This is a genomic window from Sphingomonas sp. OV641 (genome assembly GCF_900109205.1).
Taxonomy (GTDB): Bacteria; Pseudomonadota; Alphaproteobacteria; order Sphingomonadales; family Sphingomonadaceae; genus Sphingomonas.
Map to the genome: position 1 here is coordinate 429,116 of NZ_FNZB01000003.1, position 13,217 is coordinate 442,332.

General features: G+C 59.7%; 9 protein-coding genes. 6 read left to right on the top strand and 3 right to left on the bottom strand.

What is annotated here, in order from left to right; translation table 11 throughout:
- The first annotated feature begins 27 nt into the window (after window positions 1-27).
- The 3 genes from BMX36_RS15965 (at window position 28) to BMX36_RS15975 (ending at window position 4,135) form a co-directional block, all read left to right on the top strand.
- Window positions 28-1,794, top strand: coding sequence for a M4 family metallopeptidase (locus tag BMX36_RS15965; protein ID WP_093066939.1), 1,767 nt, complete (start codon window positions 28-30; stop codon window positions 1,792-1,794).
- A gap of 218 nt (window positions 1,795-2,012) precedes the next feature.
- Window positions 2,013-2,780: a trypsin-like serine peptidase gene (locus BMX36_RS15970; RefSeq protein ID WP_093066941.1), complete on the top strand. Its 768-nt coding sequence runs from the start codon at window positions 2,013-2,015 to the stop codon at window positions 2,778-2,780.
- 8 nt (window positions 2,781-2,788) lie between these two features.
- On the top strand, window positions 2,789-4,135 hold the full coding sequence (locus tag BMX36_RS15975; protein ID WP_093066943.1) for a hypothetical protein: 1,347 nt from the start codon (window positions 2,789-2,791) through the stop codon (window positions 4,133-4,135).
- Window positions 4,136-4,305: 170 nt separating this feature from the next.
- On the opposite strand, the gene BMX36_RS15980 is transcribed toward BMX36_RS15975, so the two are convergent.
- Both BMX36_RS15980 and BMX36_RS15985 read right to left on the bottom strand, forming a co-directional pair.
- Complete coding sequence (locus tag BMX36_RS15980; RefSeq protein WP_093067049.1) at window positions 4,306-5,751, bottom strand: M6 family metalloprotease domain-containing protein; 1,446 nt, start codon at window positions 5,749-5,751, stop codon at window positions 4,306-4,308.
- A 98-nt stretch (window positions 5,752-5,849) separates the two neighbouring features.
- Complete coding sequence (locus BMX36_RS15985; protein ID WP_093066945.1) at window positions 5,850-7,268, bottom strand: M12 family metallopeptidase; 1,419 nt, start codon at window positions 7,266-7,268, stop codon at window positions 5,850-5,852.
- A gap of 535 nt (window positions 7,269-7,803) precedes the next feature.
- On the opposite strand from BMX36_RS15985, the gene BMX36_RS21360 reads away from it, so the two are divergent.
- Together BMX36_RS21360 and BMX36_RS15990 are read left to right on the top strand one after the other, a co-directional pair.
- Window positions 7,804-8,208: a hypothetical protein gene (locus tag BMX36_RS21360; RefSeq protein ID WP_143058593.1), complete on the top strand. Its 405-nt coding sequence runs from the start codon at window positions 7,804-7,806 to the stop codon at window positions 8,206-8,208.
- 438 nt (window positions 8,209-8,646) lie between these two features.
- A complete protein-coding gene (locus BMX36_RS15990) occupies window positions 8,647-9,411 on the top strand; it encodes a DUF3644 domain-containing protein (protein ID WP_093066947.1) in 765 nt (254 codons plus the stop codon).
- A 703-nt stretch (window positions 9,412-10,114) separates the two neighbouring features.
- On the opposite strand, the gene BMX36_RS15995 is transcribed toward BMX36_RS15990, so the two are convergent.
- A complete protein-coding gene (locus BMX36_RS15995) occupies window positions 10,115-10,555 on the bottom strand; it encodes a hypothetical protein (RefSeq protein WP_093066949.1) in 441 nt (146 codons plus the stop codon).
- Window positions 10,556-11,839: 1,284 nt separating this feature from the next.
- Between BMX36_RS15995 and BMX36_RS16005 the strand changes: the two genes are divergently transcribed.
- Entirely contained in the window at window positions 11,840-12,832 is a 993-nt protein-coding gene (locus BMX36_RS16005; RefSeq protein WP_218142183.1) for a pyridoxamine 5'-phosphate oxidase family protein, read from the top strand.
- Window positions 12,833-13,217 lie beyond the last annotated feature (385 nt).

A 13,217-nucleotide genomic window follows, 5' to 3' on the forward strand; every position in this document is an offset into this window, starting at 1 on the left:
GCGCAGTCCTTCGAAAGGGACCACGACATGCCGAAGTTCCGCAGCATTAACGTCAACGGCGCCGCCGACCTGCTCGGCGCGTCGCAGGCGCGACTCAAAAACCTCAGCCGGTACCGGGTCGGCTTCGCACCCACGGCAGCACCTGACAACCCGATGCTGGCGCGGGTGGTCGAGCGCCAGGCGAAATCCAACGACGAGACTGCCAGCCGCGTAATCATGCAGACCTACCTGGAGGACGCGGGCAGCGAGACGCTGCGCGAAATCACCGCGCCGGATCGACCGGAACTAGTGCCCAATCTCCAGCTGGAGACCACCGGCCTCACGCCCGATCTCAACGCCCGCAGCATCGCCTACCAGCAGTTGGCAACGTCGATCCCGATCTTCGGCGGACGGGTGGTCGTCGACATCGACGCCGACCAGAAGTCGCTGATCGCGATCAACGGCAAGCTATCACCGCTGCCGACGGAGTCGCCGATCGCCACCATCAGCCCGTCCGAGGCCTGGGCCAGGCTCCGCGACCGCGCAGGTATGCAAGGTGGACAGCTCGACTATGATCCACCCTCGCCGCCGGTTTTAACCTGGCACCTCGACGAGGTGGGCGAGGCTTGGTCGCTGGTGTATCACTTCGCCTCAGTGCCGCTCGCGCCGCCGGTTGAGCCCGTTCCCGACGACCTCCCCTTTGCGATACCCCAGCAACTCGGCTGCGCGCGGCACTCCAATCGCGCGGCCTATTACGACTATTTCGTGGACGCGGCGGACGGGCAGGTCAGGTTTTACTTTGCCAGCGCCGCCACGCTCGACGTTCCAGCGCCGATGAAGGGACTGGACTGCGACAACAAGTCCCGAGACTTTTTCGGCCTAAGCAATGCAGCCAAGTTCCTGCTGATGGACCCGCTGCGCAACATCGCGACCTACGACTATGGCAACTCCGACCTCGATGCGGTCCCGCAGCCGCCCGTGCCGGCCCAGGCGATCGACCATCCGACGAATGACCTCGGCAACACCAGGCCGGAAGCAGTCTCCGCCCACTACAACGCAAAGGTCGTCTACGACTTCTACAACGACGTGCTGAAGCGTGACAGCGTCGACGACAAGGGAATGCAGCTCGTCTCGATCGTCAACGTCTACTCGAGCGCCAACAATCCCCTGCCCAAGCCGCAATGGGGCAACGCCGTGTGGTGGCAGGGTAAGATGTGGTATGGGCAGGAGAACGGTGTCAGCTTCGCAAAGCACCTCGACGTGATCGCGCACGAGCTTACTCACGGCGTTACCGAGACGTCGTCGAAGCTGATCTATCGGCGGCTGTCGGGCGCGCTCAACGAGTCCTTTAGCGACATTTTCGGTATTGCGATCGCGAATTGGTGGCCGGGCGCCCCGAACGCGGTGTCCACCTGGGACTGGGAAATAGGTCCGGGGCTTGGCGCCAATGGCGGTCCGATCCGCGATTTCGCGAACCCAGCGCGCGCCGGGCAACCCGACCACATGAACCAGTATCGCGTCCTTCCCATTAGCGTCGATCAGGGCGGCGTTCACATTTACAGCGGGATCCACAACAAGGCCGTCCACCTGCTGATGACGGCGAACACGCCGACCGGCGAGGCGGCATTTCCTATCGGCGAGTTGATGCTCCTGCTCTATCTCACGCTGACGCGTCTCACACCTACCTCGGCCTTCATCGATAGCCGCCGGACACTCGAGAACGTCGTCGGCGTTTACCACGCCTCCGACCCGTCGACGCTGACGACACGGCTGAAGGCCATCGACGACGCCTTCACTGCGGTGGGTATCGTCTAAACGGTCCCCGCCACTGGTGGCCTTATTCGCCGTCAAAAACGAATACGCAACATCGATCGTCCACCCCATCACGTCACGACGAATTTCCTAAGGCGCCATTCATCTCAAGAAAAAACCATCGTTCATTACAGAAGAGTTCGTGCTATCGTTGTGGCATAGATTCGAGTTCTTGGATGTTCAACCTTATCGACTGAGACGGAAAGTGGGAGGCATTCGGCATGTCCGATAGCGCTCAAGAGTTAGTCATCACAGGCGGGCGTTGGTCGCTGGAGAATCAAGACACGCCAGCCGTTTTGCCCACGTTCGACTTCGACTTTCCGTCCACCGATGCCGAGTTCGTCATCTTGCCAGGCGCGAAGCAGCGCAACGATGTGACCGTTCCGAAGAGCCCGCCTTTCGCAGGAATTGTCCTGTTAAATTTCTTTTTCAAGAAGAAGGTAGTTCGGGTCGGTACCGGATTCTTCTGCGACCAGCGAGTGGTCCTGACTGCGCGTCATAATCTCGAGCCCGCAACTTACGATTCGGCCGGCGTCTGGGTCGCCTTCGACGCGTCCCGAAACCCCAGTGCGCAGCGTCTTACGATCCTCTCGCACGCCAAACATCCTGTGCTCGACCTGTGCGTGCTGATCACCAAGGAAGACGCACCAGGCGTTTTCCGCCTCGCTGCCAATGGCGCACCGCCTTCGCACGGGGCGGCGGTCGCGGGCTACGGCTTTCCCTATTCGAACGGCCATTCGCGGCTCAGCGTGGCCGATGGCCCGGTTCTTTATGGGCAGGACCATGCGATTGGCTACAAGATCAACACCCGACCGGGAGACAGTGGCGCTCCGATTTTTCATGCAACCGGCGGCACCACGGCAGCGCTCGGCATTCACACCGAGGCGCCGGCGGGGGGCTCTGTCCTCAATGCGGGCCTCCGCTTCGACGACGCAATTCTCGCCGAGGTCGCCAACCTGATCGCCTTCGCCCAATCTTCTGTGCCGTGAGGGACGTCATGACGAAGATCGCTGTTCTTCTAGTTGCTGCCGCAACCATGTCCGGATGCGCGCAGGGGCTGCCGGGCCTCAGGCCGTTGAGTTATGCGACACCGGGCGAGGCGCGCGTCTTCGTTTCGGGCGACCCGTGCATCCACGAGCCGGCGGGCCAAGAGTCTGCGGGCTTGCTCGCGACGATCGCGACAACCGCGGTCTCGGCGTTGCTCGACAGTTTTGGTAACACCTTGAACAAGGCGGCCGAAGGCGGCAACTTGCCCACCGCCGTTGCCACGAAAAACCTGACGCTGTTGCCAGGTGAAATTCCAGCCTGCATCACGTTCGTCCGCGGTTCGTTCACAGCTAGGAAGGGAGGCAAGATCGTCGATCTCGGCTCACGCCTTTGGCAGCCCGGAGATCCGCTCGCCGCCGAAAAGAAGGCGCGGCTGGACAGCTTGTTCGTCCCCGCCGTCTACCGGCTCGATCAGTTCGTGCAACTGCGCCTGGTCGAGGCGCCGGGACGTCGCGCGCTTACCTATTTCCCAACCTTCGTGCTGATCGACCAGTCACTCGACGAGTCGAAGAGGGGCAGCCGAGACCTCACGGTCAGCCTCAAGTTCACCAAGCCTGGCGTCCCGGAGGCAGGCGGCGCGGTGCTGATCCCCGACCGCAAAATCGGCGAAGGGGAAATTTTTGATCTCGACTCTAGGACTGGGCGTCCCCGCTACGAGGCGCCTTGGTTCACCTTCCCAAACGCAATCGCCAACCCGACTGGGGCGACCGACAAGAGTAACGGTGCGGCCAAGCCGAAGGACACGCGGCAGGCGGCCGGAACCGGCGGCATGATCGGCGGTGCCGGCATCGGAGGGGTCGGCGCGGATGTCCCGGGCGGCACCATTCCGCCGCAACCCGGCACGCAGAAGGTCGACCCTTATTCCAAGAGCGCCACTGCCGTTCCCATTACGGTCAGCATCACCAGCGTCGAAGCGCGCCCGAGCAAACCCGGACTGGCGTTTGCCGCCAGCGTATTCAATGGGGCCAAGCCGGCCATCAACAGCGCGATCGCGCCGCTGATCAGTTCGGACGCAGCGGACACGCTGGAAGTGGCGGAGTTAAGTCTTAATGCGGACTATGCGACCAGCTTGGGCGCCGCCCGCGCAGCGCTGATCAATTATTGCGACGGTGTCAGTAAAGATAACACAGTGGCCGGCCGGGCAGACCGGATCGCCAAGTCCTCAGGGGCGCGTGCCGCTCAGTTCAAGGCCAACGGCGCCGCCATCAAGATCGGTGTGTCGCAGCCCTTTGCGGCAATTGTCGAAATCTCGGACGAAATACGCGACAAGGCAGCGCTTCCGGCCTGCGCGGCCTAACGGAAGCGCTCAGGACTAGGGGCGGGCGCTCGGAATGCTTCAAGTCACAGGTCGGCTGTCGGGCTGAATGCTCATAGTAAATCTTATGATACCCGCTGCTGGGAAGCAAGAAAACGGCGGCGAGATGCAGTGCGGTCTGTCTGCTTGATCGACTACGGTCTGGTCTGGCTTCAGCCCATTTTCACGTCGATCTTCATAACGGCATCCCCCGGCTGGCCTCGGACTTCGATCGTTACTCCGGACCAGACGTTTCCCGGCATATTGAGCGGGGGGGCGGTGTCATGGCCAATGCTGCGTTTGTCTCCCAGTGGATAGAGGTCGCTCTCGTCGCCGCGGTTGGGACTGTTAAACACGCGCGCAAGGTCACGGCGCCCGTCAGCCTGGATTAGTTCAATTGCCAGCTTACGTTCCTCATTCACGTTGGCGATCGCCTCGTCGACGACATAGATGGCTATACCTTGATCGGGCAGGAACGCGTCCTGCCCTCCCCGCCGCCGGTACTCGACGACAATATACTGGCGTTCGTTCATCACGTCAGGATTCTGAATGACGATCGCGTCGCCGCCCTCAGCGGCGGGGCGCAGCGCGATGCCAGCAACGGATGTCTGGATTACCTCAGGATTGATCCAGCCATGAAACATGCGCAGCATGCCATTCGGCAGCGTTGGGGTCATGCCGCCGTCCCCCCATGAGCCAGACGCCATCAGGCAATAATCGCCGAGACCATTCGAGCGGAAATTAGCGACTTGCCCGGTGTCGTAGTAGTCTGCCCAGCGTGCGGCGAGATGGCCCCATTCGTGCGCGCATACTCCGACATGGCAGTCCTCAGGCACGGTGAGATACGTGGAAGCGCGGATCCCATTGCCAACATCCACTCCGCCGTTTGGGATGACCCACTTGTGGCTCCAGATGTCGTTTCGTTCGCTGGTCATCTCGGCGCCACCACCGGCGTGAATCACGAACAGGGCCGTCACCGCGCCCTCATCCAGCACGTCGAAGCCCGACATGTCGACGCCGGCACCAAGTGCGGCCAGCACGGCGTCGTGCGCCATCCCCTGCGCATTGCGCGGAAAGGTCCCGTCCATGCCGGAGGTCCCGTCGGCGTAGAAGCTGATGGGATGGGGCATGCGGAACCAGCCATGGACGCTGCCGGTGACGTCGATCCCGCCGCCGTTCGGCGCCCAGCGACTAATCAGACGGTAATAGTCCCGCATGCTACCGGTCGGGAACACCTTGTTTGTGCTGAAAAGCATCTGTTGAAAATAGGCTGGGTTTAGGTCCTGTTGATGCTGCCGGTCAGGGAAATCGACCAGCAGCACGACCGTAGGTATTTCCCCCTCCAGTTGCCGCGGCGGCCGGTCAATTTTCATCGCCTCAGGATTTCTCGGGCCGGTTTCGGTCGCCCCGTCGTCAAGCCCTTGGTATTTTCCACCGCGCCGGTTGGCGCGCCAGACGGCCAGGAATTGCTCGAACGTAGTCTCGGGAAGCAGCCGCTCCTCGGCGATCAGCGCCAAATAGCGCGCGTGAAGCTTGGAAAGCAGGTAAGGCGACGGTGGAACCCGACATTGCGCCTTGTGGCAGCTATCGATCCCGAAAGGCTTCAGGGCAATCCGCATCGCAATCTCCATCGTTGTGGGTCTGGTCGACATGCGTCGCAAAGAGCCATTATGCCGCTCGCTGTCCGGAGAAGGTTGCCGCGCACTTAGTTGCCGCCTCACGGATAGAGTTGGGCGATATAGGCGCGGTCGCTCTCAGAAAGGTCTTGGCCCGGCCGAAAGGGCTGGCCCGTCTTGAAGAGTTCCGCCGGAAGCGAATATGTCATCACCGAATCAAGGTCGAGCGCGCGCGCGCCTGGATAGGATCCGATCGCGAAGAAGTTTAGCTGCGTCGTCTGGTCATCCCAGTTCATCTTGCTCCGACTAAAATTTAGTACCGCTTCGCGGTCCCAGATGTCCCGCGCTCTAGGATTCTGATGCTCGTGGGCGAGCCCCAGCGCATGGCCGATCTCGTGGAGATAGCCGCCTCGTGCTCCCGGCTGGTCGACCGGAAAGCCCAAGTGCATAGTTGCTTCATCCGCTGGTACGCGAAGCGCATTACGTCCGACATAGGAGAAGTTTTCGAACGTTGAGGGAAAGCTTACCCGGATGTCCGACGCACCTGACGAGACGTAGCGAACCTTGACGTTAGCACTCTTGAGCCATTCGCCCATGGTTTCCTGAAACAGGTTCTTTTGCGCGTTACCGCCGCCGAGGAAGCGGACTCGCAAAGTTGAGCCGACCGGCCAAAGCGCCGCGTTTGGATCGGGTTGGAACGTCCGCGATTGTTCGAAATCGAGGCTTTGAACCTCAGGAGCAGCTACTTGCGACGGCGATCGGAACGGTTCCAGCTTGGCTAAGGCGATGCCGATCACCATCGGATGATCGCTCTTGACGATCATAGCGGTTTGGAAGGCACCGCCAGACTCAAGGTTGGGTGCGTTGGACTTCTTCAGGCCCAGCCAGCGTCCAAGGCTCGCGAGCCAACCGGTGTTGCCGCTGTTGCCGAACCTATATTCGAACCGGCCCGGCCTTAGAACGCGAGCGATCACGGTGCGATTGGGATTGCCTAGGGCTTGGGCGAGCTGGGCATCGCCAGCGATCGCGGATTGCAGGGTCGCCAGCGGCACCTCGAGAACCACCACGTCCGTCATCGCTAGTTCGAATTCCTGGGCGCCCTTGGCAATCGCCTCGGCTCCAATCTGGGAATTGAGAGCACCGATCCGCAGGCCCGCCTCGATCGTACCGGTCAAAGTTACATTGATCGGCGTGCTGGTGACGAGGCCGCCCTCGCCAAGTGTCCCGAGTACGCGTGATGAGCGCTCAAATAGCTGTGCGTCGCCGGTCGGGATGGTGCCCGCGCGTACTTCGGGCCACTCGAATACGTCCCCCGGGAGGATGCCGCTGCGCGCCGGAACCAAGAAGATAAAGTTCTGTTCTTGTACCCAACGCTTGAGTGGTTCGCTTTGATTGCGAGATGCACGAACGAAGAGAAAAAGCAGCGCGCCTAGGCTGACAATAACACCCAGCAGCAAAAGCGTAAAAACCTTGCGCTTCCTCCGATAGTCAGGGCGCGGTTCGGCCGTAATGCCGCCCATGCTTCTTCCTCCAGAGAACCGAATAATAGCACTCTTCATCACAAGCAACATCGGGAAACATCCTGACGGCCCGGAGCGATCGCGCGCCATAAGGTATAAGCACCCCTCCCTCCGCTTCACCGGTGGAAAGCGAACTGGGCAATGTGAGCCTCGCAAACTCGTATAAAAAACCTTGGTGTGTAACTTGTCGTGTAAAACGATCTCGCTCAACGCCAGACAGTTATAAACGCGAGGCGTGCCGTGGCTCTTTGAAAAGAACGGAGCAGAGGCTAAATCTTTTCGTCCATCATCCAAAACAGGTTGCTTATCTTGCTATAATCACAAAGCCTGATCAGATCATGACGTGTACATCAATAAGTTTTAGCCCTAAGTAAAAACATGGATTACCAGTGCAACGGTATCGTAAACCATGTGCGTTTACTGCATCTACCATTGTACTGCACTGCAGATAGGGATAGTCTAGCAATATTAATGCGCAGTGCCAGACAATGGAGTCCCATATCGGTGGTAGCTGCTTCCACTTCGCGTCCACAGCATGTCTGACGGACTCGCGGCCTCCCTCGTTAATCATGATGCGTGGCTCACAATACTCCCGTCCTTGATTGATGGAGATTTTGAAATGACAAGCTTAGCTAACAACATAACAAACTTGTTAAAGGAGCGTGCACCGGATCTGGCTGCGGCGTCGACAGATGACGGTGTAAAGAACATTGTTGAACAGGTAGAGAAAGAAGCAATTATACGCACACCCATACCTAACACTGTCGTGTACAAGGTAACCGTTGTGGTTCTTGGTATTAGTGTCATCGGTGTTATTGTCGCCCAAACGTGGATTGCACTGGTTAAGTCGCAGGGCGACATACCCGATGGATTGATCGCCATTGGCTCAGCAGCAATTGGTGCGCTAGCCGGGCTCCTGGCGCCCCCACCGGCAAGGTAGGCGGAGATCGGGCGATTGTTGCAGCCTCAGCGTCCGCTCCGCCGACGCGAATTTGTTCGTCTTCTTGCTCATGCAGGCTCCACCTTTCAGGATTTGGAGCCTCCGACAAATCCGAGGTGGTTCAGACTGCCACGAAGGTGCGCCACTCGTAGACCGCTAGGATAGCCATGCCGCCGAGATGCCAACGACTATGAGGCGGGCAGGTAAGGGTTCATCAGGATAGCGTAGCCGAACGATACGGCGTGAGCCACACGACGCCAAGGGGGTGGGAACCGGTTACTCTCGGGTCGGTGATAAGTCTGCTCTCAGGGCAGCATCTTCAGCCAAACGAATATTCGGATACTGCCGGAGCAGGCGTTCCCTATATTACCGGGTCATCTGACTTCACCTCGAATGGGCTTTCCATCAGCCGATACGCGCTAGTTCGGAAAGGTCGTCGTGAAAACGCCAAGCGGCGCGGAGAAATATTGGGAACTGGGCCAGTGCCTAAAACATGCCCGCTCACCGATCGAGCAAGGGGCGAAAGACAATCTAAACCTGCTGCTGGAAATCCGACACGAAATCGAACATCGCTCGACCAGCCGCATTGATGATGCGCTGAGTGCAAAGCTGCAAGCCTGCTGCATTAACCTCAACGATGCGATCAAGAGCATATTCGGTGCGCAATATGCACTGGAACGCCGCCTGCCTATCGCTCTGCAGTTCGTGACTTTCAGCCCGGATCAACGCGCGATCTTGAAGAAGGCCGGCACGCTGCCGCGTCATGTCGAAACCACGATGGACAATTTTGAGCAGAAATTGACACCGGAGCAGCAGGCCGACCCTCGGTTCGCCTTCCCGGTGTTCATGGTTCACAAGACTGCCAACCGCGCGCCCGGCGCTGATCTTGCCGTGGAAATCGTGCCGCCGGTATCGGAAGTCGATCAGAAATTCAACATGGCGCTGAAAGAGGTGGAGAAGAAGAAATATCTTCCCGCCGCCATGGTGAGGGCGATGAAGGACGAGGACTTCGACGCCTTCACGATGGATAGCTATACCCGGCTTTGGAAGCGTCTCGGCGCGAAAGACCCGGCGAAGGGTTACGGCGCGATAGCCGTCGGCAATCAATGGAGTTGGTATGATACTTGGCGGAACCGCTTAAGGGAGGAATGCCAGCAGCATCCTGAACGATACAAGACTGCTCAGGCTGCCGCTTTGACCTAGCCGGTCGGCGGCTTCCGATATGACCGGACATCCACCATCGCTGAAGCGAATGACCATCTCTGGTCGGCAGCCACCAATCGGCGTCAGCCTCCAGCAACGGCAGCTTTTCACTGTCGACGAGCGGAAAGCCGCCGGTCGGCTCCCGGCCCATTTCCAGTCGCACTCCGATGGTCGGCCGGGGAAGCACTGGACGTCCGCTCCTGGCGAGACCTGTCGTTTAACGCGTCGGTCTGTAAGGGCAGGTAAGTCCCAAATATCACCGCGTCATGTCGTCGATGCCGTCCCGTACAGCCTTGATCGACTCCCGTCAGCGAATGTCCAAAGCTGGGAACCGGGCAGAGGTAGGGAGAACGGCTGGGAGCGAGGCTTCCCGTTGAAATCCGTAAGTCAGCTTACGCCTGATTGTGTTAAAAACTACCGGTCAGTGGCTTTGAGGATCAACATCGCCTAATCGGCAAGGTTTGGCTTACTTGAATCAACAACTTACGAGAAGTGCATAACTCCGGATTTGCTCGTACGGGCCGGTTTCGGGGACGTGGACAATTTCTCTACACAAGCACCCAATGCCAATTGTTTGGCCCAGATCCGGCCCGCCCCGTTAGCGGTCATCACATAGTGTCAGTCAAGATCCAAAGATCTTCAAAAGAGATGTACGCCCAAGTTAGCGGTGGCTACGCGTCGCCACATCAAGCAGAGACTTTTGCTAACTGAGCAACTCGGAGATTCCGGCAGCTGTGTTCAGACGATATTTAACGAAATTCATCCGTCCACCGGATGAGCCGTTTGAGCATATCACTTCGTACGTCATCGGTTGTGCCAACGCCGAGACATGGATAGTTTGATTGCATTGGTTCCCAAGTACAACGATCGTGTAGGCGAAGCCATCACCATCGGGGCTCATCCGATTGCCTTCGGCGATAAGCGGATCGCTGTTGAATCGTGCAGCGCCTGAGGACACTAGCCTGGCCTGTGTCGCGTTCTTCCGAGCCTTTTGCTCCTGAGCGGCCTTCGCCTGCTCAGCCCTCTTCTCCTCATCGGTTTTGCCGTCAAACACACAGCTTCCGATCCATGCGAGCAAGAAAAGCAGCACGAGACAGCCGCCGAGCGTTTCGCCCGGCGACGACGCCTTGACATCATTCGACAAAGATATGCCCCCGCGTTCGCCCGGCTGGTGCCGGGACGGTTAGTCACGCGCGAACACGGGGTAGCACGCCACGCATATTCGCCCTCGCGGGCTATTGTATTCAGCGGGCCGCCCGACGTGAGCGGACCCGTGTTCCGTGCGTGTTTGCACACCTCGCGCCGGTGACTAAGCCATTGCGAGGCGGTCTCTTGATACGCGCGCATCGTTGTTCGACGCAAGCGGTACCGTTGCGGATCGACGCACGGGTTTGCTCGCTCGTTCCTCGCGGCGCGGGCAGGGCGGCAGTGATGCGAAGCTAAGGTCGGGGAACCTTAGTGATGGGGGCGGCCGGATAGCCCAATGGCGCGCGCGATGAGGGCCGCCGCCATCAGCAACTACGCTAGGCACCGTAAACGGTGCCCACTTTGATGCCCATTTCGGCTGCGGATCAAGCCGGTCCGAGGCGAACGGGTGCGAACCACCGCGCATGATTGCTCCAGTCGTTGGTGCGCATCTCGCCTCGCAGTGGGGCAGGGGACGAACTAGCCGGGACGATTGCGGACAACTACTTGTTAGGACACCCTCTCCGCCATCCTTTCTGACACAGAGGCAGCGCCGTGCTTGCGCAGGCGTGAGCTCATGCTTGATGTTCACTTCTGTGGCTTGAACGATATTCAGGCTAGCGGCCGTGTGATCACGATCGCTCCCGCATGAGAATTGTCGGTTCGGTGCGGCAAGTCGGCAGCTCAGCCAGTTCACGTGAACCCTGCGGCCTACCATCAATATTCCTGCCGTGCGCCTGTTGTACCGGTGAGCGCTTAGCGCGCGTGAGTTCCTGGAACGGTCGCGTGGGTTTGATCGGCAACGGGGCGGTTGCCGGCGCTGCCCGAATATTTTCGTGAATGGCCGCGTGTATGCTGGTGGCGGTCTAGCATCGCCGACCAGTTGGCTGCTCGAGAACTATCTGCTCCAAGATCGGCGGTGAAAAGAAGCCGTTACAATTTGCCGGAATGGTGATCCGATAGTCTATCTGTGTTGGTTCACAGATCTCTGATCACGCGCCCGCTATTGCGAGGCGCTTTCACTCATGGCAGGCTTGATTGGCCAAACGTCGTTCATTGGGAGCGCGCTTATGACCATGTTCGGCTCGATCCAGCCGCATGCCTCTCTGTGGAGCGACTCCTCGGGAGAATGGCACGCGAACGTTTCCGTGATCCCGCGCGACACTGGCGGATGCGCTGACCCGACGCGCCGGCTCAGCGGATCGTCATTGGCCAATGAGGCTGTGCTGTGCTGAACCACCGAGTGGACAGCATCGCGAATTTAGAGGCGGCGATCGGACCGACGCCGCCAGCCATGCATTACAAGGTGATCGACCATATCGATGCGGGCGCCGCGGATTGGATCGCGCGCTCGCCATTCATGCTTGCCGGCATAGGGCAGGGCGCGGACCTCCGCATCGCATTGGTCGGCGGCCGAGGCGGGGTTGTGGCCGAGCGGCATGCGTTGCTTTTAAGCGGCGAAGCTGCTGCGGCAGTCGCCATCGCGCAGGTTGGTGATCCATTTGGCTCGCTGTTCCTTCTGCCAGGGATAGGAGAGACGCTCCGAGTTAATGGCCGGGTGACGCAGGTGGCGGGCGGATCCGTGCGCATCGATGTGCGCGAGTGTTACGGACATTGTGCCAAGGCGCTGATCCGATCCGAGTTCTGGCGCGCCGAGCCAGTAGAAGCACCGGCCCGGCTGGATGAATTCCTAGCCGAAAGCCGCTTTCTGGCACTCGCGACGGTGGGGCGGAGCGGCGACGCCGACGTAAGCCCCAAGGGCGATCCTGCCGGACTGCTGGTGCAACGAGATGGCGAAGCGCTGCTGTTCGCAGAGCGGCCCGGCAATCGACGCGCGGACAGTTACCGCAACATCTTGGAATGTGGGCATGTCGCGCTTGCACTGCTGGTTCCGGGCGCGCGGACAGTGGCGCTGGCATCTGGAATGGCCACGATGACGACCGATCCCGTCATGCTCGACCGGTTTCGCGTTGACGAGAAGGCACCCCTTATGGCGACCCGCGTGACTCTGGACCGCATCGTCATCACGCGAAGCGTTGCACTGGCCGATGCAGCGCTTTGGCCAGTCCGGGCGAAGTCCGATGTCGACCCAGCCAAGCTGTTTGTGGAGCACATTCGCGCGAACAAGGCGTCCGGGGTTGCGGCGTCGCTGGCCCGCGCCTCGCTTGCGGTGCCCGGAGCGAGCCACTTGCTGCGGAAGGGTCTCGAAAAGGATTACGAGGAGAATCTGTACTGACCAGCGAACGGATGTCGCGGATCGGCGGCGATTTGTGAGCCTGACCGCCAGATGACGGCGTTTCGGACTTGTTGGGTGAGGGACTGGGTCTGATTCGTGTTGGAGGGGGCGGGAGGCATGGTGTTTGGGCTACAGGTGTGTGACTTCACGACAAGTTAAAAGTGGCGGAAATCCGGGCATTTTGGGTGGGACTGTAAGAAAGTTGCAAAAAGTGTTTGACGGTATTGGGCGGTCGCCCTAGATGGGTGTCACCGCAGCGGTGGCCGGAACGGTTGCCGCGGTGGTCATCGAAATCCAGGCGCCGAGGTCGTCCCACGAAAGAGGGATTGGACTGGGCGTCGGTTTTTGTCGCTCTTTGACATTGTTGGTTTAGATGAAGGGACAT